The sequence below is a fragment of the Phycisphaerae bacterium genome (assembly GCA_019636475.1).
GTDB lineage: Bacteria > Planctomycetota > Phycisphaerae > UBA1845 > UTPLA1 > JADJRI01.
This window is the reverse complement of record JAHBXN010000013.1, coordinates 1-24335: the sequence shown is the minus strand read 5'-3', so window position 1 is coordinate 24335 and position 24335 is coordinate 1. Positions and strand designations below refer to the sequence as shown.

The window sequence follows — 24335 nt, the reverse complement described above, 5'->3', positions numbered from 1 at the left end:
TATTGAATATGCCGATCACGGCTCCGGCGCGCCGTACCGGACCACACGGGCAGGCAATTATGGGTGCCACAATGATTCGGGAAACAGAAACGAGGTAGAGATGCAGGGGGGCCGCCGAACTATCCCCCTGATCGCCGTCTGGCCAGCATCGGGGCTTGGAACAGACCGGCTAATCGTGGCAAGAGACGCGCGGCCTTAACCGAGTTCGTTGATGGATGAACCGCAGCCGGGGCGCTACCCGACCTCGGCTGCATGGTGAAGGCTCCAAGCTCGAAAGCCGCCGCTCAGGTTTCGCACGTTGGAGTATCCCAACTGGCGCAGCATGCGTTCTGCCACATACCCACGGTAGCCGACGGCGCAGTGGACGACGATCTCGCGGTCGCGCGGCACATCCGGTCTATTCGTGCGCAGTGAGTCTACGGGAATATTGATCGAACCTTCGATCCGACCTGCGTTGTGCTCTGCCGAGGATCGGACATCGAGCACGAGGGGCGGTGTGGACGACTCCATTGCGGCGAGGAGCTCTCGCGGCGTGATCGCATTGGACCGACCGTGCCACACATTTGACGCCACCATCCCGGCAATTACGATCGGATCCTTGGCCGAACCGAAAGGCGGCGCATAAGCGAGGTCCGCATCGGCCAATTGATCCACGGTGAATCCTGCCTGAATCGCGACCGAAAGCACATCGATTCGCTTATCAACTCCGGACTCACCGAAGATCTGTCCCCCCAGGACACGGCCGGTCTCCGGGGAGAATAACAGTTTAATGAAAATCGGCCGAGCACCCGGAAAGTAACCTGCATGATGATTGTTCTGGGTGTAAATCACTTTGTAGGGAATTTTTCTGGCCTGAGCAGCCTTTTCAGACAAACCCGTCATACCGATTACCAGCTCGAACAGGCGAACGATCGCCGTGCCTGCCGCACCGCGAGTTTGCAGCGAGCAGTCGTCGCTCACCGCATTGGCGCCCGCGACACGCCCCTGCTTGTTAGCCGGGCCAGCCAGCGCGATTCGCATGCGCGTGCCCGTGGGCCAATAAAGCAACTCGGTCACGTCCCCCGCCGCGAAGATATCCGGATCGCTGGTCCGCTGAAATTCGTCCACGACCAGGCCGCCGGTCGCACCGATTTCCAAGCCGGCGTCTTTAGCCAGGCTGATTTCCGGCGTCACTCCGATCGACATCACGGCCAGATCAAACGCGATTCGTTCCCCGTTTGATAGAATCGCGTATGACTCGTCGCGCTCATGCACAACCCGTTCAATCCTGGTCCCCAATCGCAGCGAGACGTGTCGGCGCGCGAACGGCTCCAATCCGGCCGCCGCAATTTCCGGATCGAGCGGCGGAAGAATCTGCGGCGCCAAATCAACCAACGTGACGGAGAGATCACGCTGAACCAGCGCCTCGGCAACTTCGACACCTATGAATCCGCCTCCGATGACAAGCGCACGCCCCCGCGTGTGCCGCTCGATCAGATTGGCAATTGCATCGATGTCATGGAGAGTTCGGCACTCATGGACCCGCGGATGCTCGAAGTCCAATGTCGGCGGGCGAAATCCTTTCGCCCCGGTCGCGATAATCAGACGATCGTAGGGCGCTTCGAACTCTCGCATCGTGTCAAGCTGCCGAACACGGATGGCCCTTCGCTTTCGATCAATCGAGGTGACTTCATGCCGCACATGGACACTGACATTGAACCGCTCCCGCAATTGTTCCGGGGAGGTCACGAGCAGCTTATCCCTTGATTCAATTTCGCCTGAAAGATAGTAAGGCAGACCACAGTTCGCGAAAGAAATGTAGTCACCCATTTCGTACAGATCAATTTGTGCCGCTTCATTGGCACGTCGTGCGGCGGCAGCAGCGCCGGCGCCGCCGGCCACACCGCCGATGATTGCAATTCTTAGTGACATGGTTCACACATCCATTCAGAAGAGGCGTCGCAGCCAATCGATCCGCTAACAGGATGAGCACGAACTCGCGTTGATTCCACCGGAACACTTCGGTCGATTCCACGGCATCTTCGACAAAAGTCGTCCCATCGCGCATGTGTTTGTCAGCGCGGCAAACACCAGGCCGACCCCGACGATCGCCGACAAAATCGGCCAAGGCGGAATGAAAAGGCCGACGATGACCAACGCGCCGGCGACGATACGCACCTGTCGCTCCATGCTCCAGGGAGCATTCCTTTCTGACTCCGTCGGCAAGCCGGCCGACACCCACGCGTCAGTTCCGCCATCGACACTCAGCACTTCGCGACAGCCGGCCTTGATCAACATGTCCGCAGCGCGTGCTGCCCGGCCGCCACTCTTGCAAACAACCACGATCGGCCGCGACCGATCCAGTTCATCCATGCGACGAGTGATCTCGCCCAGCGGAATGTGACGAGCGCCAGGCATATGGCCCTGGGCATACTCGGCATATTCTCGAACATCCACAAGCTGACAATCTGATCGTTCCGCCAGCAACTCTTTCGCTCTTCCCGGGGTACAATTGAGCAACATCATGCGACTCCTCAGCGGCCTGCCTGCGTTACACCAGCGAACACTCCGCTTGACAACCATGTTCAACCAATATATTATATAATTATATGATTATAATTGCAAGGAGCGATTAATGGCTGCCAAGGCTTTTCTGAAGCCGGAACTGATCGAGCATGTTGCCCGGAGATTCCGGACGCTCGGTGATCCCACCCGCCTGACCATCCTCCAGGCGCTCCTGGCCGGCCCCGCAACAGTCACCGAGGTCATCAGAGCCACAGGAAGAGGACAAGCCAACGTGTCCAAGCACCTCTCGGTGCTCGCCGATGCGGACATCCTCTCACGAACCCGAGACGGAACCCGAATCATCTACGAAGTCATCGATCCCCTGGTGTTCAAACTGTGCGACATCGTTTGTGGTTCCGTTCGCAAACAAATGGCTCAACGACTGAAGGAGCATCAGAAGCTGCTGCTCGGCAAGCGGTAAGGCTTTTATTCCGTGCCCTTTGCGGGCGAAAGCCACTTCCGGATCCCCATGCGTCAATCGGCGCCCTGCCTTCCTGAGCAGTCGCTTCCCATGGCCCTCCATCAAAAGGCGGCTGATTTTTCTTGACCCATGTCCTGAGCGCGGTGTAATAGATTTGACGAGCCACGGTCGCTGATTTACCCCACATCTCAATTTCCGGAGGAGGCAACGATATGAACGGAAGCCCCTTCATTCTCCTTTGCGTCTCACTCGTTTCTCTGGCCGCAAGTCCAGCACGCGCGGGCGATCCCTCAAATCCCGGAGGCAATGACACGCTGGGCCGATGCTGTTTTCTGGGAATTGTTCCCACTCCGATTCTGTGCGAAGTCACGACGGAGCTTGAATGCTTTAACTTCGCCGCGCCAGTTTCGTGGACTCCCAACGCCGACTGCGACGAAGGCTGTGCGAATGGCACGGCCGGAGCCTGCTGCGTGCCGATGAACATTCCCGGCGCGGCCTACTGCATTCAGGCAACGTTGGCGGAATGTCTGTCTGTCGGCGGCGACTACCACGGAGACGGTTCAATCTGCTCCAACATCGAACCCTGTCCGCCACTGGGACGATGCTGCTTTTTCGGCATCGTCTATCCACCGTACCTGTGCGACGTCACGACAGAAGAATCATGCGGCGAGTACATCGGCGGAACCTGGACGATCGGCCTGACCTGCGATTGGCCCTGTGAGAACGCGTACGGCGCCTGCTGCATCGACATCGACGACGGCCCTCTGCAGTATGACACCTGTATTGTGACAAACGCGGAGCAGTGTGCCGCCGGCGGCGGTGCGTTCGCGGGCGCCGGCACAGAGTGCCACCTCGCAGCCTGCTGTCTGCCGAACGGCGGGTGCCAGGATACCGACCCGCGCTGCTGTGAGGCATCAGGCGGGCAACCGCAAAATGTGCCGTGCGACTCATCCACGGCCTGTCAGACGCCAACCACAGGTGCCTGTTGCCTGACACCCAACGTGCCTACGACGAATCACTGCGTTCAAGTCACGAGCCAGCAATGCGGAGAAATCGGCGGCAGTTATCAAGGCGATGGCACGCTGTGCAGTTCGGCCGCGACCTGTCCTCCGAGCGGCCGCTGCTGCTTCGTTGGGATTGCGCCATCTCCGACTCTCTGCGACGTGACGACGCAGGCCGAGTGCATGAATTATGCGGGTTTCGTTTCATGGACGGCATATCTGACCTGCGATTCTCCGTGCGAGCCATCCGGCGGCGATATCTTCTCGGCCTGCGGCACGCTCGGTCCCGGACCGCAGGCCTGCATCCTCTTCCATGCCGACAACGGCGAAACATTCGCGCTCGAGAATGCCGGTCCGGCGCCGGCAAATCGCGTCTGGGTCCGCGGCGTGATCGAGCCGTTTTCCTATCTGTGTTTCCCGATCGTGATGCCCGCCCTGGTGAACAACACCCTCTCAGTCTGTTTCGATCAGTGCGGCGTACTCGTTCAGGGCGTCGAGTGCATCTTATTCAGTTCCGACGGCGGCGGGCTTTATGTGATTGAGCACATCGGCGGCCACGCGGTGGGCGACCACGTCCGCGTTCGCGGCGGCCTGAACTCGGCGTGTGCAACTCTCTGCATGCAGGGCGATGGGTGCATTGAGGACAACACCATCGAACCCTGCATGAATCAACCGCTCGGGGCTTGCTGCAGTCCGCTTCTCGCCAATCCACTCGGCTGCATCATTACCACTGCGGCGAATTGTCTGCAGATTCAGGGCCAATTTCTGGGTGTGGGCACCGAATGTGTTCCGAACAATCCCTGCGCGGAGCCATCTGGACGCTGTTGTTTCCTTGGTTTCAACCCTGCGCAACCGCTGTGTGAAGTCACAACCTTGGCACAGTGCTACAGCCATCCCGCGCCGCTTTCGTGGACGCCCGGCATGACGTGCAACACACCATGTCCAACGCCATGCGCGCCGGGAGATGCCAACGGCGACGGAATCGTGGACGGCGAGGACATACCCGGCTTCGTTCGCGCGCTGTGCGGCGCGCCAATGGACGGTGATCGGCCGGACTGTTGTAACTTCGGGGCAGCCTCGATGGCGGAACATGTGAACGAATTCGTCCGGCGGCTGATCGGCGGCTGAGTCGGATGGACGACAGGCCAGCCGTACTTTCGCGCGCCGCAGACCTTCAACCGGGGTTGGCTACGTCTGTCTTCGGAGGCGGTGTCATGCCGTAGATAACGATATCGCCCGCTCCCATATCCTCTGGGTCGAAATCGGCGAACTTCTGCACCCCGCGAAACACGATCGTGAGGAGGGTGTCATTCGGGCGTCGCTCCCGCAGCTTCACTTGCAACCCGCCCTCATGCTCGACGTGAAACACGCCGACCACCAGCATCACCCGTCGATCGGCATATCGCCCACGGTAATCTGCCACGGCCTCGGCCATCGAATCGTCCCAGAGCGACTGGGACCAGTAAGCCTTCTGCATCATGCCGGACGCACTTGGCGTTTCTTCGGCCGGCTGCTCGCCATGCCCATGCGAATGACCGTGGACCGGCTGCGATTCGGCTTCGGATACCGGATTCGCGGCCACGTCCGTCAACTCAGCTGCCGTTTCGCTCAGGGCTTGAGGATCGATTTCGAGCTGGGAATCCGCCGATTCGGCCTCAGGGGCCTCAGAATCGGACACCTCGGCCGGTGAAGTCGAGGGCTGTGTCGTGGCGGCGCCATCTTCGCCATGATGCGACATGACCGCTTCGAATCGCTCACGATATGCGCCATCCAGCAGCCTGCACTCCCGAGGCAGCCACGCCTGATCGACAGGCTCAACCGTCGCACGATATGCCGCAAACGGCAATCCGGACTTGCCAAAAGCTCGCATGAGCCGCCAAGGCGCGTTCGCTGCAATGACTGGTATGGACGCGCTACGGCAATATTCGATCATCGGCCGATGCGATACCGCGTAGTTTCGCTTCTGGCGCGTTAATTCTCGAAAATCGTCCTCGTTGATTCGCTTGTCCAGGTACGAATCAAGCGCTGACTGCGTATCACGCTCGAAGAACTCCATCGCCAGCGTGACAGGGCGCCCACGACCATGCATCGCGGCCAGAAGCTGGGCTTCGAGCGCATTACAGACAACGTTCGAATGCTCTTCGCCGAAGAGCACAGCGTCTGCGCTTCGTACCATTTCCACAATCGTTCCGAAGGAGACCGGTCTTCCCGTCCGGCCGTCGAAGGCGTGAAACTGCTCGGTCAGAAACGGATTGCCGCCGTTGGCACGCATCAATTCCCCCGGATTCGGACTCGCGCATCCGAACATTTCGAGAGAAACCAATCCCATGAGGGCAACGGCCGCACCGATTCTCATTGTATTGCTCTTTCACATGCCGCGGCGAAGGTAACGTAACGAACACCCGGACCCAACGCGGCGCCCTATTCATTCTCGTGCTTCACAGCCTTCAACTCCGCATCCATTCCCGGGCGTGGAAGCAAGTATTGATGCTTGAATTGTTCCGCAGTTCGCGAACGAAGCCGGCGTAAGCGCTTTTCCCGCTCGGAGAGATAGCCATCCGGCAATTCCGCCAGTTCGACGGAATGCAGACGCATGGACTGACGCTTCGATGCATACTCGACGCTGACGTCGCAGAGCGCGCGATCAAACCGATCCGCGACCTGTCCGAGCAGGTCGGCCGCTCCACGCTCCAGATAAAGGCGATACCTCGGCACTTCATCAAAATGCGGCGACAAAACGAAAAGGTTCGGCGGCGACGCGACTTCCCGAAACGCGCGCTGCATCGCCGACACAACCTGGTTTTCGGTCAGTTTTTCGCCGGTCATGGATGCCGTATGCGCGTCACGGCTGAGAAACTCAATCATCGGCGCTTCGCCATGCCAACCGGTCACACGAACTCGGTCGCCCATGTCGTATCGATACAGGCCGCTATGATTTGTGAGCACGAGGAAATACTCGTGATCGACCCGCACCTCGTGGCTGCGAAGCACCGTCGCGGTGGGCGAGCCGTATTCATCCGCCGGAATAAACTCGAAAAACTGGGATGCCACTGCAAGAATACCCGCCGCCGTCGTGTCGTCGATCGGGATCGACATGCGGCCTTCGCTTGCAATCAGGCCGATGTCCCGTACGGGTGCATCGCCGAAATAGCGCGGCAGCTGCGACTCATAGAGACCCATGGTGCCGCCCGTCCAGTGGGCGCGGAATCCGAGCCGCCAATAATCCTTCGGATAGAACGTGCCTGTGCGATCGACGATCGCCTCCAGGCGCCTCGCCAGCGCGGGATCGGCTCTCAATCGCGGCGAGATTGCCCTGCGAATTTCTTCGGGAATCGACAATGCGGCTGACAGCGTGCCGTCATGAATATCGCGAATCATCTCGTCGCGATGCTCATGGGCGGTCTTCGCAAGCAACAACAGCGTGGATGGATTGGCGGTCACGAGCCACCCCACATCTTTCGGAATCGCGAGCCGCATGATGGCATAGTACTTGGAGCGGGGATCGCTGATGCCCGCGATCGCCAGCGGCGAAGTGTAGTAGCGCTTGACGAGCCATTTCTGCGTGGATGCCAGCAGCCCGGTGATCGCACCGCAGGGCACACCGCAAGGCGCGGCGTGATCATTCATGGGACTCGTAACCTGCACGATATGTCGCAGAAAGGTGCCGCGGTGATCGATCAGAGCCTGGAGGCCCCAGATGTTCCAGCCGTTGCGACTCTGAGCCAGTGTGCGCTTCGTGACGGGTATGTACTTCGGTTCGGCAGTCGTGCCGCTCGTGAGTGCGAACATGAGGATCTTTTCGGCCGGATGAAACAGCGCCGATGTGTCGCCATGACGGACCGCGTCGATATACGCCCGGCTCTGGTCGTATGTGCGGATGGGCACCTGATTGCGAAAATCCTCGTAGCATCGGATGCGATCGAACCCATGCTCGCGTCCGAAGCGACTCAGAGCGTGGTTTCGGACGATTTCAAGGAGCAGATCAGTCTGTGCGGATGTCGCACGTTGAACGGTCCGGTAGAACCCGCGCGTGGTGATTGCGGCGTGCTCTCTCGCAAGCGTGCAGACGATTCGATCGTACCAGGGACGGCGGACAGACATAAGGCGAGCATGATAGTCGATTGTCGAACCGAGGACGACGGGCAGGATTCCATCCGCGAATCTCGAACTGAGTCCGACCGGAGACGGATCGCTAGTTATTGCTCACGTCGACCGGTGCAGCCTGAAGCTCGGGTTCGGCATCGTCCAACACCTCGGGAACGACGCGGCCTCGCATGTCGACGGTCGGCTCGCGTCCGGCCGCCACGGAGATATGGTGGAACGCCCGTTCGCTGCGAGCAAGTTCGCCGAATCGCGCCTTCACGAACATGTTATCGGGTTCAAATTCTCGAGAGAGATAGCGATCGAAGAAATGCGTCGAATGGCGACAATATTGCTCCGGTTGCAGGTCCACGGATTGATTGTGCTTGGCGCGTGCGACGATCCAGAGATACCGCGGCTGCGGCGCAAGGGCGTAAAGCAAGCGGGACTGGTCCACTGGAATGTAGCTGTCTCGCTCGCCATGAATAAACAGGATCGGCGTCGGCCGCATCCGTCCGAGCGCCTTGCGCACGGAGGGAAACCTGCATTTAAACTTGAATCGGCACGTCAACACCACGCACCAGCGAAGGAATCGCCAGAACTCCGGCGGATGATTCTCGTAAAGCACCTTGACCTTCGCGAACACGCTTGCGAGTTTTCGCATCAGGTATTCAAGGGTGCAGTCGGAGGAAAACGCTCCGTCGCACACGATCGTCTTCACCGAAGGACAGATTTCTGCCGCAAGAATCGACGCGCACGCACCGCGCGAGATTCCAAACAATCCGATCTCGATCGGCCGGCCCTGTTCCTCCAGCCATTGCTCGGTCACGGTAATCGCCGCAACCATGTCCATCACTTCGCGATCGCTCGGCCACTGTCGCGGCGTATAGCCCTCCTCCTGCGCCGAATCGCCGTGCCCCCGAAAGTCAAACGTGAAGATGTCATACCCCGCGGCAACCAGCTGCCGGCAGTACCGCGCGGCACTGTGCCGCGTGCTCTTGAACTCCGGTGCGAAAATAATGCAGCCGCGTGAACGGCGACCAACCGGCCGGATCAGCGTGCCCCGCAATCGAATTCCGTCGGCCGCGAAGAAGTCCCGATCCTCACCACGCAACGGAATGAAGCCCGTCTGGACCATCGAGAACGGCGGTTCGGTATCGCGGAGAATATTGAGGCTGATTCGAACGTATTTACCGAGAATCAGCGCCGGAACGACGATCAGAAGCACGATCGTGAGCAGGATCGACGTCAATGCCCAGTTGTGGGATATGGTCACCCACAACCCATCGATTCCCAGCGATGCCAGCGCGAGGTGTCCGGTCAAGTGCGAGTCTCCGAACGACGAAACAGAATTTTATCTGTCCGTCCCCAAAAATAAACCCATCCCCCGGCGGGCCGAGTTTCGGAGGCAGGCGGTAATTCTCATAGCCGCTCCTACGGATACAATGGCAGGAAATCAACCCAACCGAGGGGTTGATTCGTGAATTCCATGCACAGAACTCCGCTCCTGAAAATCCTTGAGGCCTACCAACCGATCGACGACGTCGATGCGGCCCAGCGGGACCGGATCGTCCAATTCGTTCGCTCGGAACCGCGGTGTTTCGAAAGGTCCCTGGCGGCGGGTCACATCACGGGGTCCGGCTGGCTGATCGATCGCACGGCTCGGCGGGTGCTGCTCACCCATCACGCCAAACTCGACAAATGGCTGCAGTTGGGCGGACATGCCGATGGAGACCCCGACACGCTTCGCGTCGCGATTCGCGAGGCACACGAGGAGTCCGGCCTGACTGACATTGTTCCCCTGTCAGCCGAAATCTTCGACCTCGACGTGCACTGGATCCCGCAGCGCAGCGATGTCCCGGCTCATCTGCATTACGACATTCGCTTTCTTCTGCAGGCCAGGGGAAGTGACGACCATGTGAAATCCGATGAATCGCACGAACTGAGATGGTTTAACCTCGAAGAACTTGCCGACTTCCCGGTTGGACAGTCCGTACGGCGAATGTGCGAGAAATGGAGAGTATACATTCAAGGCGAGGAGCAGCGCCATTCCGCGTCAGGAACCCGATCATGAGCGCCGCGCATGAACTGCCTTTTGAGGCGATAGCAGCAGTCACCCATGCGCTGAACTGCGGCGCGCTGATGATCAACCGTGCCGGCACGATTGTTCACGCGAATGACCGATTTGGTGAAATATGCTCGATGCCGAAGTCGGAGATCGTAGGTCGCCCGCTCGAATCGCTGTACGAAATCGAGGCGGATGTGAGTTTCATTCGCGACCGGATCGCACGATTTGACACTGCGTTTGAAGATGAATTTCACGTGGCACGCCCCGACGGCACGCGGGTACCGGTTATCATCTCAAGCCGCCCCCTTGGTAATGCCGACGTCGTGGCATCCTTTTACAAAGTCATTACGGTCATCGACATCACGCCACAAAAACGCATGGAGGATCGGCTGACAGAGGATTACCGCCAGATCGCGAAATTAAGCGACACGGTCCTCGAACAGGCCATCGAACTGAAGCACCACTCTGAGCGTCTCGAGCAGAAGGTCCGCGAGCGAACCCGTGAGCTCCATGAGGCCAACATGGACGCCATCTACATGCTGGCCGTCGCAAGCGAAGCAAAAGACCAGGATACCGGCTCGCATGTACTGCGCATTCGACGATACACCGAACTACTTGCGCTTGAGCTGGGGCTGCCGGCCGCGACAGCTGATCGCTTCGGGTATTCGGCAATCCTCCACGATGTCGGCAAGATGATCGTGCCGGACGAGGTCCTGAAGAAGCCGGGGCCGCTCACGCCCGAGGAGCGCCGGATCATCGAGAGCCACACTCTCGCTGGTGAGCGCATTCTCTCCAATTCCCCTTTCTTTGAGATCGCCCGGCTGATTGCACGGAGCCACCACGAAAACTGGGACGGCACCGGCTACCCCGATGCGCTGGCGAACGAAGCGATTCCTTTCGCCGCACGGATCGTCCGGCTTGCGGATGTGTACGACGCGCTTCTGAGTCCTCGCGTATACAAGCCCGCGTGGCGGCCAGAAGATGCAGTGGCCGTCGTCCGCAAGGGACGCGGCAACCTGTTCGATCCTGCCATCTGTGATGTATTCCTGCGCATTCAGGACACACACGCCTTTCAGGCAATTCGGGAACTCCCCGCGTAGGTCAAGCGCTGGATCAGACCTGCTCGACTGATAGCGTGCCCTTGGACCGCGCTCCGCGAACGTGCAGCCGAATGGCCTCCGCCACTTCCATCGGCGCGGAGATCGATTCCAGCGTGAAACTCTCATCGGTGGCGTCGGAACTGTAAATCTCGATCCGTCCGGTGTTCACGATTCGATCAATGACGCCCTGGATCACGCGGACGTCGTCGACACGGATCAGCTCGAGCTGATCCGTCACGCGCGTCAGGACACCGCGATGAAGGAACAATCGTTGCGTCGTCAGATGATATCGAAAGCCGAACACAACGAGCGCCTCCCGCGCCAGCATCGTGACGGCCGCGCCGACCACAAAGATCCATGCAACCTGCACAAGCGAGCGGTCCCCGCCCCCGAAACGCGATGCGGCATAGAGCCCGCCACCGCTGATCAGAATCAACATGAACCACGATCCAGTGGACGCGCGCCAGGCGGGTCGCGCCTGCCAGATGCTCTGTTCAAGCCGTGGATCGCGATAGACATCCCCAATGGGTGCACTTGGTGCCTTCACCGTGACATCATCCGGCTTTGCTAATTCGGCCTGTCCGCCGATTGTCGCACGCGCGATGGGATGCTCGGCCACGGTAGACGCCGCCGCTCCGACCCGGTTCATGGCATGTTCGCCCCTGCTTTCCGCGTTCGCGCGAATGGCCGTCCGCTCCGCCGTGGAACGACCACTTGTCGCAGCGACCGCAGGCTCGGCTACAATGCCCGCACCGAGAACGCGCGCCACCTTCCGGCCGCAGTGCCGACAGAAACGGCTGTCAAGCTCGATCATTCGAATGCAGTTTCGGCATTTCATGGGCGCGAACCTTCGGCGCGGAATCGGCGCTCTATGGGTTCATATCGGGAAAAAAATGCGGAAATCGCCACACGAATCCGGGGCGCGCAATCGCGACCGATCGCATTCATCGCTCATCGCCAGGGTGAAAGGAACGACGGCCGCTCAATATCCGCGAGAAGTGTACGGCTCGGCCCAGAGATCGTAACCGTCGGCACGGCTGAAGCGTGTGTCGATGAATCGATGCTCGGCGTGCCCATCGAGGAACGAGACGGAATAGCGTGAATATCGCTTGTGCCAGCCCATTCTGAGCTGCTGGAGACAGCTCTGACCATAGGAACCATCCGACGGCCGCGCATCCTGCATCAGCGCGTTCATCGGACCTTCCATCGTGAGTACGAACTCGGAAGCGTGACGGCCGATCTTGTCGCGAAGCAGCTCACGCCCGCCCGCGCTCATCTTCCCGAGATCCTGATAAATGCCCGCCTTGTTGCTCCAGGGCGGGGAGGCAAGCCAATTCCAGTTGATTGAGTAGCTGTTGCCGTTGAGGGACCAGGTCGGGGCATTGGCCGTCAGAACCGGAACGGCGCACGGATCGTCGGCGAAGGCTGTCAGCGTGAAGGAATCAGATGGACACATGTAAGTCATCACCGGTCCTTCGCACATCATCGGAGCAAGGTAGCGGTTATATGGCCGTTCATGCGTCTGCACCTTCCGAACATCAACCTTCTGGCCGAGAATCGGATGCACGCGATCGACTTGAAAACCGCCATAGACATATTCGGAAAGCCGCTCAATATCCGCGCCGTTGTACTGAAATCCGAGATGCCAGGGTTGAGTCGGCGCGCCCGCGTCTTCCATGTACATCAGGGCGGAAGCGCCTATCTGCCGCATGTTTGCGAGACACTTCGCGATGTTCGCGCTCTCGCGGGCGGCCGATAACGAAGGGAGCAGAATGGACAGCACGAGCGCAGTGATACCAATGACAATGAGCAACTCGAGCAACGAAAATGCTCGCGCCCGCTGCCTTTGCAGGACGACTGACTCGCCGGAACTGGCGTCCATCAAAACCCGTTCCCTACTAATTGTCCCGAAATGTCGAGAAATGACACCCGTAGGCGTAGTATATCAGTCGCCAAACGGCGGTTGCTAGACCCGGCGTGAGTATTTTTCATGCCAAGTCCCCCATCGGAATCTCTCGCGTATCGGGCTCTTTCAATCGCTCGAACGCCATGCCGATCGGTTCACTGAGACATGGGCGAGCCCGCCTGCCACATTCCACAATCCACTACAATATAGAAGCTTACATCGCTTCGCCCTGTTCACGCAACCAATCACCGACGACGCCGGAGCATCAATGCTGCCGCGCAGACGAGCAGTCCGACCGCCGGCTCGGGCACGACGACCAGGGACAATTTCGGCGCCCCGTTGTCCCCCCCTTGTTCGCTGGCGACGAATGTATAGGAAACGCTCGAATCCGCCGCAGCCAGCCAGAGGCTTACCAGACCGCCCGCCGCCAGATCAGAAGCAAAGCCGGCCTCCGGCGACAGGGAGTAGGTCGCGGGGGAATTGGGGCCGCTCGCGTAGGCAAAAGTCCCGAGTAACTCGGTCCCCGCACTTAGGAAGCCGGGGAGCGAATCGTACGTCACTCCGTCGGGGGTCGGTGATTGAGGCCGGCCTATGCCTTCAATCCACGAATCGTCCTGCATCCAGCTCACCGAGAACTGGCCGGAACTCTGAGGATTGAACATTGGATGACCCGGCGCATTCGAGTTGAGTTCTAGAATTGCAGCGATCACCGACCACTGGCCGGCGCCGAATGCTTCGTCAAGAGATATTGCAGCTGCCGAGAGATCGAATCGAATCACCGATTGAAAATTGCCTTTGGGCAGGCCGCTCGCCGCCACCGACAAACCACCGCCCCCGCCAAAATTGCTGGCCGGACTCAATTCCGACACGAAAGCATCATCCACCGCAAAAAGGTCGACTACCTCGGCAGCCTTCAGGCTCGATTGCGAAATCAAGACAACCGCCAATCCCACCATGAAAGACCTTGTTACACTCCTCATATGTGCTCCATTCAGTCTGCTTCACCTGATGCGGGCATCGAAGCCGCCCCTTCCTTATTGTTCGCGCGCCGACTCCAGATCAGGCGATGAAGCGGCGAATTTCATTCCAAAATCCGCTGTTATGGGATGGGCGGGGCGGCCTGGGACCGCTGTTAAATATGCGCAATCCCGCTCCGAGCCCCGGTTTGACGCATACTGGCGCGCCGACTATTATCCGCGACGTCGCGGACGGGGCGTAAGTCCAACGTTCATAAAGGATTGTCCGAATGGCACATACCGGCGGGGCCACGACTTTGCAGGAAGTGTCGCGTCACGCGATGCTCGCTTTCGGACTGGCGGCGACGTTTTCTTTAGCGGGCTGCCAGCGCGGCTCGATCAGCGAAAGCAGCGGTGGGCCGACCGCTGAGGAGTTGGTCAGTTACTACAGCCCGCGTGCGATCAAGATCCTTCCATTCACCAAGCCTCGCAGCTTTGACATGTCCGACGATCTGCCGGACGGCATCGCCGTTTCGCTTCGACCGCTCGATGAATCAGGCGATCCGACAAAAGCCTACGGTAAGTTTAACTTTGAACTCTACTCCTACCGCAAGGCAGCCGGTGATCATCGCGGAACGCTGCTACAGACGTGGACGCAACCCATTCTCAGCCCGAAGGATCAGAAGAAATTCTGGGAGCGCGTGACCTCGACGTATGAGTTTCGGCTCGACTGGGCAGGCTCTCCCATTCCACCGCAGGAGAAGTATGTCCTTGTGGCATCCTTCGAAGCCCCCGGCAGCAAGCGACTGTTTGATGAGTACGAATTTGAATTCCGCATTACGCGGGAGGATGTCATCAATGCCGGAAAGGGCGCCGCCGCTCCGAAGTAAGTCCAACGCGGAAGCTTGTCCAAGGAGGAGCTACGCGACGCGTTACTGAAAAAAGGAGTGCCGCAGGATGTTCGGCGGCCGCAGGTGCAGTCGGCGTCCGACCGACACCGCGCCCGAGTATACTCAGCCGGCACCGCAAGGAGAACTGGATCATGAGATTTCGAAACGTTTTGGTCACCGCCGGCGCGTTGGCTGTCAGCACGATGATGGGATGTTCGGAGAATAAGCTCACGCGCCAGAACTACGACCTGATTCGAGTCGGTTCGTCGCAGAAGGAAGAAGTGAAGTCCGCGTTGGGCGAGAGACATCTGATCGACCGAGGCGCTCAGTGGGAGTATGACGACGAAAGCCGTCATATCTCCGTCTGGTTCGAGTTCGACAAGTCCGGCGTGGTCACTCGAAAGCAGTGGTGGAGCGGGGACGGCGGGCTTGAGCACGATTCGCAGGCCGGCCCCGAAGGCGAAACGATTTACGAAGGCAAAGGCGCGACGACCATCGATCGGTAGCCGCGATCCCAGCGAATTCCCGCTCGATTCCGTTGGCCTGAGAAATTACGGTGCCATCGAAACCGACCGTCATCGCGGATCGGTTTCGTTCTTGATCCGGACCCCGCGCAGCCGCCGCGAGGCTGAGATGCGAGGCGCACCGGGGTTCGGCGGTGGGTCAACCTCTCACCGCACGCACCATTGCGCGAACGCGTTTCGGATCCGGCGGATTCTCCCAGCAGCCATCGCGTTTCAAATAGCTTCCGACAATCAGACCGTCCGCCAGATCGGCATAATCCCGCACGTTGTCCGGTGTCACACCGCTGCCCACAAAGACCGGCTCATCGATCGAGTCTGCCGCGGCGGCGACGTCCGCCACGCGTGCGGCATGTCCGGTTGCTCCCCCCGTAACAATGACGCCTTGGGCCCCGCAATAAACGGCCGCTCGCGCCGTCTCGGCGATTTCAATGTCCGCCGTGATGGCATGGGCTGAATGCTTCTTCTTGATATCCACGATGACCGCCACATCCTCTGCGCTGACCGCCCTTCGAAAACGCAGCAGCGGGCCCGCGTCCGCATCGGCCATCAGCCCTTCGTCCGCGACATGAGAAAAGACGAATCCCTCGCACCGAACAAACTGAAGCCCGGCAGCGGTCGCGACTGAAATCGATTCACGATTGGCGCCCGCCAGAACCTGCACACCAAGCGGAAGATCGGTCGTGCCTCGTACCGCAGCGCATACGGCGGTCATGGCGGCGACAACCTCCGGACCGACGCAGCGATTCAGATAAGGCACATCGTGCATGTTTTCCAGAATGATGGCATCGACACCGGCCTTGGCGAGCAGCAAGCCCTCCGAGACGGCATCGCGGCAGAGTTCCGCGACGCGCTTCCGAGAGCGCGGCGTACCGGGCAATGCGCCGACATGAATCATGGCGATCAACGCAGGGCGCTTCAGCGATTGCAGGAACGAAAGAGAGGGCGGTGTCCTGACCAAGGCGGTGTCCTCAAAATAAGTGACCTTCATTGCCCTTCATCGGCGACCTGGCGGGCCGCCCTCGACGGCGTCCGCACCCTCCGGCGCGATCAAACTCGGAATTTGCAGTCCGCGCTCGTCCGCCGAGCCGGGAATCAGATTGTCCAGCAGGATTCCAACGATGGCCGCGATGCCCATGCCGGTCACGCCGATCGACTCGATGATCGACTTAACGGACAACGCCCATTCATCCGGACGCCGAACAAACGAGAACTTCGACAGGAAACCTTCGATCCATTGCATCATGCTTTCCGACAGCGACGACCATCCCGGCGAGTAAGTCCCCCCGCCTTCAAAATAGGCCGGCACGCTCAATCCCATGAACAGGCTGAAACCGGCAATAAACAGATTTCGCTCGCTCGACAGGTCCGCCTTCGAAAGCTGCTGAACGCCGACGGCCGAGATCAGTCCGAAGAGTACACAGTACAGGCCGCCGACGACCGGGCCGGGGATCGTCGCGGCAAACGCGCCGAACTTGGCAAACAATCCGAGAAAGACCAACAGCACAGCGGCGATCTGAACCACGTGGCGAGATCCCACGCGCGTCAGCCCTACGAGGCCGATATTCTCCGAATACGAGGTGGAACTGAACCCGCCAAACACGCCGGTAAGAAAACAGCCAATTCCTTCGCACCCAATGCCGCGTGAGATCTGCTTCGGCGTCGGATCGCCCGCGCCGGCCATGTGCGAACAGGCGTGATAGTCGCCGAACGACTCGATCATCGACGCGAGATAAGCCGCCAGGCCCGCAATGACGAAACCGACCTCGAACTTCGGCAGGCCCCATGGAAAGACTACCTCGCTCGGATTGATACGCAGCCAGCGGCTTTGTCGAACGTAGTCCAGATTGACGTGCGAGGGGTGTCCTTCACCAAAAACGCCCGTCGCGCTCAGAAGCCAGCAGACCCCGCACGACACGCAAATGGCACTCAGAATCGGGAATATCTTGAAAAACCGCCATCGTCTTGAAAGCCCCAGCGAACAGACGATGACGAGCAGCATCGTCAGGCCGCTGATCGGCCAATGCGTTCCGGCCTTGGGCGCGCCATGCTTGAATAACGCCAGTCCAATGAGCATGATCACCGGGCCGACCACGACCGGCGACAACATGCGACGCAACCGGCCCATCAATCCGCTGAATCCGACGAGCATCTCCACGACGGCACCGACCATGATGGTCCCGGCGATGTACTGCATCATTGTCGCGGCGTCCCAGTTGTTGGATGCCAGTTTGCCTGTCGCGATGATGGCGAAAAATGCGGCAAGAAACGAAAAACTCACGCCCTGAATGATCGGCAGACGAGCCCCGAAAGTGGACTGGATGAGGGTCGCCAGCCCGCTACAAAGCATCACGCTTGAGATCAGCAATGCCGTCTGGGCGGCATCCATGCCCATCGCCGGGCCGAGCAGCAGCGGCACAGCCACCGTTGATCCGAACATCGTAAGCGCATGCTGAATCGCCAGGATCAGTGCCCGGCCGAATGGCGGCTTGTCGTCGATGCCGTATAGAATCCCGTTGCGTCTGTTCATGCCGCATCTCCGCGAATCGCTACGACGTTCTGCCGCCGATCACGCCCGTCAGATCGAGAGGCCGTAGCCTAACGCGTCGAGTTCCATCGGACCACGGCACCGTCGATCGCGAACATTGTCGGCGAGCAGGCGTTTAGAGAAGTGTGCCGTGGAGCATGACGGCCGCGATTGAGAAGTAGATGACGATGCCGGTCACGTCCACAAGCGTTGCGACGAAGGGGGCCGACATGACGGCCGGATCAAGCCCCATTCGCTTGAGCAGCAACGGCAGCATCGAGCCGGTGAGGGTTCCGTACAGGACGACGCCGATGAGGCTCAGTGAAACCGTCAACGCAAGCAGCATGTAGTGCTCGCCGTAAGTCTCGTCCCGCCAGGGCCAGAATACGATGCGCAGCATGGCGATGCCGCCAAGCACTGTGCCGAGTGCCAGACCCGCGCCGATCTCGCGATACATCACGCGCCACCAGTCTCTCAGATGGACTTCCTCGATGGCCAATGCGCGAATGACAAGCGTCGATGCTTGCGAGCCGCTGTTGCCGCCGCTGCTGATGATAAGCGGAATGAACAGCGCCAGGACCACGGCCCGCGCAATCTCATGCTCAAAATAGCCCATCGCCGTAGCCGTCAGCATCTCGCCCACGAACAGAATCGCGAGCCAGACCGCACGCTTTCGGACCATTTCGAAGAAACCGACGTTCATATACGGCGCTTCAAGAGCCTGAACCGCACCCATCCGCTGCATGTCTTCGGTCACTTCCTCTTCGGCAACGTCGAGAATATCGTCAACCGTCACCATACCGACGAGTAGACCCGCGGAATCAACGACGGGCAAAGCGACCCGGTCGAGGCGTTTGAACTCCCTGACCGCGTCTTCCTGATCCTGCTCCACGCTAAGGACGTCGTATCGGCGATCCATCAGCTCGGACAGCCTGCGCGACGGATCAGCAAGAACCAGCTCACGCAAGCGAATGTCATCAATCAGGCGGCCCTGATCGTCCACAACATAAATGACATTCATCGTTTCCTTGTCGTGCCCCACCTTCCGAATGTGGTCGAATACCTCGCTGACCGTCATGTTCTCCCGCACGGCGATGTAATCCGGCGTCATGCGGCGGCCGACGGAACTCTCCGGATAGCCGAGCAGCGTCGTGGCGATCTTGCGCTCGTCCGGCGACAGCAGTGTGATGAGTCTCTGGGTGACCGCGCCGGGCAGTTCTTCCAGAAGCGCGGTTCGGTCGTCCGGTGCCATCTCGTTCAGGACGGCCGCGACGCCTTCGTTGCCCAGTGCGCGAAGAATCTCCTCCTGTTGTTCGAGCGTCAGGTACTCGAAGATATCGGCGGCGAACTCACGGGGCAGAATTCGAAACAGCACGGCCACGTCCTGCGGCGACATGTCCGTGAAGATCTCGGCGACGGTGTGCGCAGGCAGCGCTGACAGCGATTTCCGCAGCTCGGCAAATTGCCGAGCGTGCAGCATTTCCAGAATGTCCGGACCGACAAGCGCCCCAAACATGTCACGGTCTCCACCAAACCGCGCGAGCGCACCCCGCACCGCGGCATGACAAAGTCCCGAATGGTACACCATGCGTCAAGCGAAGTCTTGAAGGCGACGGAATTTCCGGAACCCGATCATCATCCCGCGCTAAGAGGGGACTCGGCGCGAACAAGATGCCAATTGATTCAGGCCGGCGTCACTCAGGCCGATTTGCACCGAGCGAACCGGGGGCTTATTTCACAATAAGGTTCAGCATCCTGCCCGGGACATAGATCGTCTTGACGATGCGACCTTCGCCAATTCGCCCCTTCACCCGGTCATCAGCCAGAGCCGCCGACCTCACGGCCGACTCATCCGCCGACTTCGAGACGATCACTTTGCCCGCCATTTTGCCGTTGACCTGAACGGGAACCTCAACCTGCGAATCCTCGACCATGGCCGCATCCCATGTCGGCCATGATTCATAAGCGAGGCTGCCGATCCACATTGTCCCGCGCAGTCGCTCCCAGAGTTCCTCGGCGATGTGCGGCGCAAATGGCGACAGAATCAGCGCGAAACGTTCAGCCTGCGACGGATGGATCGACTTAAGTCGATATGCCTCGTTGACAAACTCCATCATTGCGCTGATGGCCGTGTTAAAGGCCATTCGATCGATGTCATCGCCGACTTTGCGAATGGTCTTATGGAGCACGCGCTCGAGCGCGGCGTCGGGTTCGGCATCGCGCGAGGCCACCATAGCGGACAGTTCGCCCGTCGCCTCGTTGACGACGAGCCGCCAGGCCCGCTGAAGGAAACGAAAGACGCCCGGGACATCCCGTGGATTCCACGGCTTGCTCGCTTCCAGCGGCCCCATGAACATCTCATAGAGCCGAAGCGAATCGCCGCCGTATTCGTGAACCACCTCCTCGGGGTTGATCACGTTTTTCATGCTCTTTGACATCTTCTCGACCGCACCGGTCAGCTTCTCACCGGTGGCCCTGTGAAACGCGCCATCCTCACGAAAGTCGATATCGTCGTATCCGACGTAGGCGCCACGCGCATCGACATATGCGAACGCGCGGATCATGCCCTGATTGAACAACTTGCCGAACGGCTCCGGCGTGCTGACGTGGCCCAGATCGAAGAGTACCTTATGCCAGAATCTGGCGTATAGCAGGTGCAGCACCGCGTGTTCCGCTCCGCCGACATACAGATCAATTCCTCCGACATGCGGAGTGCCGTCTTTGCGAGCCGATCGCATCCAATATTGCTCAGCGTCCCGGCCGCAGAATCGCGTCTTGTTTTTCGGATCGAGGAACCGCAGGTAGTACCAGCAGGAGCCGGCCCACTGGGGCATGGTGTTCAGTTCCCGCTGATAGCTCGCACCCTGTCGCTGCACTGTCACCCAGTCCTTTGCGCGTCCGAGCGGGGGCTCGGGCACCGTGATTTGAACGGGGCTTGCAGCGTTCGCCACTTCGACCGCCGGGCGAAAGTCCGTCATCGGAGGCAGCGTCACCGGCAGTTCGCTATCCTCAAGCGCGACAATCCGTCCGTCCGCTCCATGCAGGATCGGGAACGGCTCGCCCCAGTAACGCTGCCGCGAAAACAGCCAGTCCCGAAGCTTGTAGTTGACCGTGCCGCGCCCAATGCCCTGCGCCTCGAGCCAGGCCGTGATGCGCTTCTTGAATTCACGCGTGGACAGGCCGTCGAAATTCCCGGAACCGACCGCTGTGCCTTCGCCTTCGTACGCCGCGTCACGAATGTTGAATGTCCCGTTGCCGTCAGCCGGTTCGACCACTTTGCGTATGGGCAGATCAAACGTCGTCGCAAAATCGTGGTCGCGCTGGTCATGCCCCGGAACAGCCATGATCGCACCGGTGCCATAGGTCATCAGCACATAATCCGCGACCCAGACGGGAACCTTTTCGCCATTCGCCGGATTGATCGCAAACGCGCCGGTGAAGACGCCGGTCTTCGACTTATTGTCGGCCGTGCGGTCCAGTTCGGATCGGCTTGCCGCCTGTGCGACATACTCACGCACGGCTTCGCGCCGATCAGGCGTGGTGATCCGATCAACCAGAGGATGTTCCGGCGCAAGAACCATATATGTCGCACCGAAGAGCGTATCCGGCCGCGTCGTGAAGATCTCGATGTGTCCGTTGTGGTCAGCCAGCCTGAATCGAACTTGTGCGCCCTCGCTGCGTCCGATCCAATTGCGCTGCATCAGTTTCACGCTCTCGGGCCAGTCCAGCTCGGCGAGATCCGATTCAAGCCGATCGGCATATCGGGTGATTCGCAGCATCCATTGTTTGAGCGGTCTGCGATAGACCGGATGGTTTCCGCGCTCGCTGCGCCCCTCGTTCGTAACCTCTTCGTTGGACAGCACAGTGCCTAGCGCAGGACACCAGTTCACCGGCACCTCCGCCAGATAGGCCAATCGATGAGAATCGACAAACTCTCGAACCGCCGACTCGCCGCTCGATTTCACGTCGTCAGGTATTTCCAGCTCGGCGATCGGCCGCGCCCGCTTGGCCTTCTCGTCATACCAGGCGTTATAGATCTGGAGGAAGATCCATTGCGTCCAGCGGTAGTAGTCCGGGGCCGTGGTTGATATCTCGCGGTCCCAGTCATAGGAGAAGCCGAGCATCTTCAACTGTCGGCGAAAGTTGTTGATGTTCTTTTCCGTGGTGACCGCCGGATGCTGCCCGGTGTCAATGGCGTGTTGTTCAGCCGGAAGGCCGAACGCGTCCCACCCCATGGTGTGAAGGACGTTGTATCCGCGCATTCGCCGATATCGCGCGATGATGTCAGTCGCCGTGTAACCTTCCGGGTGTCCGACATGCAGCCCCGCGCCGCTGGGGTATGGGAACATGTCCAGCACGTAGTATTTCTTCTTCGAAGGATCAAAGCCCGGTTCTCCCGGATTGGAAGTACGAAACGTCTTGTTCGCCTCCCAATAGCTCTGCCACTTCGATTCGATATCGCCTGGCGCGTATTCGCCGCTCATTCCAATGCTTCCTTATTCACATTTCGCCGCTCGAAGCGGACCCGCCCTGACCGAGCCGTGCAGCCAACCTCGCGAGTCAAAGCACGACAATCTAATCGCTGTCACGACATGCGCGTATGACCCTCATCAACCGGGATACCGCAGCCCGATTCCACACGCGGCGTTGCCCCCGCGCATCATGTCGGCACCACCCAACCACCACCGACGAGACACGATATCGGTCCGGCTGATTCGAAGCCATTGTAAGACAATCGCTTACGCCCTGCCTGATATCGCACGACCCATTTCGAACGATTGGCACGACGTCTGCCCCATCCGTCAACCGACTTCGCGGCGGCCGGTCGCTCCGATGCGTCGGCGGTCGAGTGCCTAGAATCGATAAACCGTCAACTAAGGGGGGACAGACCCATGGACGAGCGAAGCCTCGAAAAAACACTAACCGAACTGCTTCAGACCGTCGGAATCAATTCGGCCGCGCCGGAAATCGCGTCGGCCGTTCAGACCACGACTCAGAACGATCAACTTCATCAGGCCGTTTCAAATCTGCAAGACTCGCTCGATTACCTGCGTCTGACGGTGAAATACCTGCTGTTCGATCTCGAAGCCACTCGGCGTGAAAATGCTCACCTTCGCAAGATGCTTGAGGAAGACCCGAACGCCAACGGCGAACAGTCGGGAGGCGAGGGCGAATAGGTCTTTCCCCGCGATGCGTGGAGTCGCAGGCGCTATAATTCAGATTTCGGAGGCGCAAGAAGTGCGGACGATTAACTCGTTCGCACTTCTTTGCATTTGGTGAGTTCACCTGCCGCCAATCGCGTCATTGGAAACAACCCGTGGAGCGGCCAAACACCGCCCGGCACGATCCCATGCGGTATGTCCAAGGCTCCGAGCCGGGGTCACGCAGCTCGGCAGCGAACCGGTTCCCTTACGATTCATCACTCGACCCCCCTCTGGAACCCGACTAACATGCATGCATATGAAGTTCTGCGGCGAGGCAAGGAGAGTCCGACCACGCCGCCACGTGACTTAAATCCCGCAGAGTATCCATGGAATACCTACGCGAATTTACCGATTTCTTTCTCCACCTCGACAAATCTCTCGAAACACTGATCGCCCAGTACGGCAACTGGACTTACGCGATTCTCTTCGTCGTCATCTTTGCCGAAACCGGCCTGGTGGTGACACCGTTTCTTCCGGGCGATTCTCTGCTCTTCGCCGCGGGCATCTTCGCGGCGCGCGGCTCACTCAGCGCGACATGGATCTTTATTCTCCTGACAATCTCCGCGGTGATTGGCGATGCCGTCAATTATTCAATCGGGAAATACCTCGGGCCGAAGGTTCTCAATCGCGAGAAGAGTCGAATCTTCAAGCGGGAGTATCTCGAAAAGACCCATGCCTTCTATGAGAAGTACGGCGGCAAGACGATCATCATCGCTCGCTTCGTGCCGATCGTCCGAACCTTTGCGCCGTTTGTCGCGGGTGTCGGAACCATGACATATTCACGATTTTTCATGTACAACGTGGTCGGCGCGATCCTGTGGGTCGCGATCTGCACACTTGCGGGATATTTTCTCGGGAGCATCCCCATCATCGCGAACCACTTCGAACTGGCGGTTCTCGCGATCATCGCCGTTTCGGTAATGCCCATGGTGATCGAATTCTGGAAAGCGCGAAACGCGAAGAAAAAGTCGGCGCGATCGGCGCCCGGACTCGCCACTGACAACGCAGAATCCCCCGCCGCCGATGCCGCCGGCGTCTGATCACCGCTCGATCGCAACACCATCCGCCGCCAGACGCGCCGGCCGCCCAGTGCGGTGACTTCCTCATATCCGTTCGG

The 24335-nt window shown here is 59.5% G+C and carries 20 protein-coding genes; 8 read left to right on the top strand and 12 right to left on the bottom strand.

The annotated features are described in order from the left end of the window. Positions 1-234: 234 nt before the first annotated feature. Both KF841_15955 and KF841_15950 read right to left on the bottom strand, forming a co-directional pair. The gene (locus tag KF841_15955; GenBank protein MBX3396851.1) at positions 235-1911 is read right to left on the bottom strand and encodes an FAD-dependent oxidoreductase; all 1677 of its coding nucleotides are present in this window, start codon (positions 1909-1911) and stop codon (positions 235-237) included. 45 nt (positions 1912-1956) lie between these two features. After that, on the bottom strand, positions 1957-2502 hold the full coding sequence (locus KF841_15950) for a rhodanese-like domain-containing protein (GenBank protein ID MBX3396850.1): 546 nt from the start codon (positions 2500-2502) through the stop codon (positions 1957-1959). A 112-nt stretch (positions 2503-2614) separates the two neighbouring features. Here KF841_15950 and KF841_15945 point away from each other — a divergent pair, with 112 nt between their 5' ends. Further along, positions 2615-2965, top strand: a complete 351-nt coding sequence (locus KF841_15945) for a winged helix-turn-helix transcriptional regulator (protein ID MBX3396849.1) — start codon at positions 2615-2617, stop codon at positions 2963-2965. A gap of 212 nt (positions 2966-3177) precedes the next feature. Continuing rightward, positions 3178-5094, top strand: coding sequence for a hypothetical protein (locus tag KF841_15940; GenBank protein MBX3396848.1), 1917 nt, complete (start codon positions 3178-3180; stop codon positions 5092-5094). A 46-nt stretch (positions 5095-5140) separates the two neighbouring features. Here KF841_15940 and KF841_15935 read toward each other — a convergent pair whose 3' ends face one another. The 3 genes from KF841_15935 to KF841_15925 form a co-directional block, all read right to left on the bottom strand. Beyond that, complete coding sequence (locus tag KF841_15935) at positions 5141-6322, bottom strand: ChaN family lipoprotein (protein MBX3396847.1); 1182 nt, start codon at positions 6320-6322, stop codon at positions 5141-5143. A gap of 65 nt (positions 6323-6387) precedes the next feature. Then, positions 6388-8067, bottom strand: coding sequence for a GH3 auxin-responsive promoter family protein (locus tag KF841_15930; GenBank protein ID MBX3396846.1), 1680 nt, complete (start codon positions 8065-8067; stop codon positions 6388-6390). A gap of 91 nt (positions 8068-8158) precedes the next feature. Further along, on the bottom strand, positions 8159-9370 hold the full coding sequence (locus KF841_15925; protein MBX3396845.1) for an alpha/beta fold hydrolase: 1212 nt from the start codon (positions 9368-9370) through the stop codon (positions 8159-8161). 165 nt (positions 9371-9535) lie between these two features. On the opposite strand from KF841_15925, the gene KF841_15920 reads away from it, so the two are divergent. Then, entirely contained in the window at positions 9536-10120 is a 585-nt protein-coding gene (locus KF841_15920; protein ID MBX3396844.1) for an NUDIX hydrolase, read from the top strand. Next, entirely contained in the window at positions 10117-11214 is a 1098-nt protein-coding gene (locus KF841_15915; GenBank protein ID MBX3396843.1) for an HD domain-containing protein, read from the top strand. The genes KF841_15920 and KF841_15915 overlap by 4 nt, the downstream gene beginning before the upstream one ends. 13 nt (positions 11215-11227) lie before the next feature. Here KF841_15915 and KF841_15910 read toward each other — a convergent pair whose 3' ends face one another. From KF841_15910 to KF841_15900, 3 genes are all read right to left on the bottom strand, one after another. Beyond that, entirely contained in the window at positions 11228-12052 is an 825-nt protein-coding gene (locus KF841_15910) for a PH domain-containing protein (protein MBX3396842.1), read from the bottom strand. A gap of 144 nt (positions 12053-12196) precedes the next feature. Beyond that, positions 12197-13096, bottom strand: a complete 900-nt coding sequence (locus KF841_15905) for a type II secretion system protein (protein MBX3396841.1) — start codon at positions 13094-13096, stop codon at positions 12197-12199. A 269-nt stretch (positions 13097-13365) separates the two neighbouring features. Continuing rightward, entirely contained in the window at positions 13366-14100 is a 735-nt protein-coding gene (locus tag KF841_15900; GenBank protein ID MBX3396840.1) for a hypothetical protein, read from the bottom strand. A gap of 266 nt (positions 14101-14366) precedes the next feature. Between KF841_15900 and KF841_15895 the strand changes: the two genes are divergently transcribed. Together KF841_15895 and KF841_15890 are read left to right on the top strand one after the other, a co-directional pair. After that, positions 14367-14966, top strand: a complete 600-nt coding sequence (locus KF841_15895; GenBank protein MBX3396839.1) for a hypothetical protein — start codon at positions 14367-14369, stop codon at positions 14964-14966. Positions 14967-15118: 152 nt separating this feature from the next. Continuing rightward, positions 15119-15472, top strand: coding sequence for a hypothetical protein (locus tag KF841_15890; protein ID MBX3396838.1), 354 nt, complete (start codon positions 15119-15121; stop codon positions 15470-15472). Positions 15473-15629: 157 nt separating this feature from the next. Here KF841_15890 and KF841_15885 read toward each other — a convergent pair whose 3' ends face one another. The 4 genes from KF841_15885 to leuS form a co-directional block, all read right to left on the bottom strand. After that, a complete protein-coding gene (locus KF841_15885) occupies positions 15630-16478 on the bottom strand; it encodes a BtpA/SgcQ family protein (GenBank protein MBX3396837.1) in 849 nt (282 codons plus the stop codon). Between the two features lie 6 nt (positions 16479-16484). Continuing rightward, entirely contained in the window at positions 16485-18017 is a 1533-nt protein-coding gene (locus KF841_15880; GenBank protein ID MBX3396836.1) for a purine/pyrimidine permease, read from the bottom strand. A gap of 133 nt (positions 18018-18150) precedes the next feature. After that, a complete protein-coding gene (mgtE, locus tag KF841_15875) occupies positions 18151-19530 on the bottom strand; it encodes a magnesium transporter (protein MBX3396835.1) in 1380 nt (459 codons plus the stop codon). Positions 19531-19744: 214 nt separating this feature from the next. Continuing rightward, entirely contained in the window at positions 19745-22498 is a 2754-nt protein-coding gene (leuS, locus tag KF841_15870) for a leucine--tRNA ligase (GenBank protein MBX3396834.1), read from the bottom strand. A 408-nt stretch (positions 22499-22906) separates the two neighbouring features. On the opposite strand from leuS, the gene KF841_15865 reads away from it, so the two are divergent. Together KF841_15865 and KF841_15860 are read left to right on the top strand one after the other, a co-directional pair. Continuing rightward, the gene (locus tag KF841_15865; protein ID MBX3396833.1) at positions 22907-23191 is read left to right on the top strand and encodes a hypothetical protein; all 285 of its coding nucleotides are present in this window, start codon (positions 22907-22909) and stop codon (positions 23189-23191) included. Between the two features lie 353 nt (positions 23192-23544). Then, the gene (locus KF841_15860; GenBank protein MBX3396832.1) at positions 23545-24258 is read left to right on the top strand and encodes a DedA family protein; all 714 of its coding nucleotides are present in this window, start codon (positions 23545-23547) and stop codon (positions 24256-24258) included. Positions 24259-24335 lie beyond the last annotated feature (77 nt).

Excerpts from the sequence above, each read along its gene's own strand:
- KF841_15955 (MBX3396851.1), bottom strand. The coding sequence starts at position 1,911 with ATGTCACTAAGAATTGCAATCATCGGCGGTGTGGCCGGCGGCGCCGGC.
- KF841_15950 (MBX3396850.1), bottom strand. The coding sequence starts at position 2,502 with ATGTTGCTCAATTGTACCCCGGGAAGAGCGAAAGAGTTGCTGGCGGAA.
- KF841_15945 (MBX3396849.1), top strand. The coding sequence starts at position 2,615 with ATGGCTGCCAAGGCTTTTCTGAAGCCGGAACTGATCGAGCATGTTGCC.
- KF841_15940 (MBX3396848.1), top strand. The coding sequence starts at position 3,178 with ATGAACGGAAGCCCCTTCATTCTCCTTTGCGTCTCACTCGTTTCTCTG.
- KF841_15935 (MBX3396847.1), bottom strand. The coding sequence starts at position 6,322 with ATGAGAATCGGTGCGGCCGTTGCCCTCATGGGATTGGTTTCTCTCGAA.
- KF841_15930 (MBX3396846.1), bottom strand. The coding sequence starts at position 8,067 with ATGTCTGTCCGCCGTCCCTGGTACGATCGAATCGTCTGCACGCTTGCG.
- KF841_15920 (MBX3396844.1), top strand. The coding sequence starts at position 9,536 with ATGCACAGAACTCCGCTCCTGAAAATCCTTGAGGCCTACCAACCGATC.
- KF841_15915 (MBX3396843.1), top strand. The coding sequence starts at position 10,117 with ATGAGCGCCGCGCATGAACTGCCTTTTGAGGCGATAGCAGCAGTCACC.
- KF841_15910 (MBX3396842.1), bottom strand. The coding sequence starts at position 12,052 with ATGAAATGCCGAAACTGCATTCGAATGATCGAGCTTGACAGCCGTTTC.
- KF841_15905 (MBX3396841.1), bottom strand. The coding sequence starts at position 13,096 with ATGGACGCCAGTTCCGGCGAGTCAGTCGTCCTGCAAAGGCAGCGGGCG.
- KF841_15900 (MBX3396840.1), bottom strand. The coding sequence starts at position 14,100 with ATGAGGAGTGTAACAAGGTCTTTCATGGTGGGATTGGCGGTTGTCTTG.
- KF841_15895 (MBX3396839.1), top strand. The coding sequence starts at position 14,367 with ATGGCACATACCGGCGGGGCCACGACTTTGCAGGAAGTGTCGCGTCAC.
- KF841_15890 (MBX3396838.1), top strand. The coding sequence starts at position 15,119 with ATGAGATTTCGAAACGTTTTGGTCACCGCCGGCGCGTTGGCTGTCAGC.
- KF841_15885 (MBX3396837.1), bottom strand. The coding sequence starts at position 16,478 with ATGAAGGTCACTTATTTTGAGGACACCGCCTTGGTCAGGACACCGCCC.
- KF841_15880 (MBX3396836.1), bottom strand. The coding sequence starts at position 18,017 with ATGAACAGACGCAACGGGATTCTATACGGCATCGACGACAAGCCGCCA.
- mgtE (MBX3396835.1), bottom strand. The coding sequence starts at position 19,530 with ATGTTTGGGGCGCTTGTCGGTCCGGACATTCTGGAAATGCTGCACGCT.
- leuS (MBX3396834.1), bottom strand. The coding sequence starts at position 22,498 with ATGAGCGGCGAATACGCGCCAGGCGATATCGAATCGAAGTGGCAGAGC.
- KF841_15865 (MBX3396833.1), top strand. The coding sequence starts at position 22,907 with ATGGACGAGCGAAGCCTCGAAAAAACACTAACCGAACTGCTTCAGACC.
- KF841_15860 (MBX3396832.1), top strand. The coding sequence starts at position 23,545 with ATGGAATACCTACGCGAATTTACCGATTTCTTTCTCCACCTCGACAAA.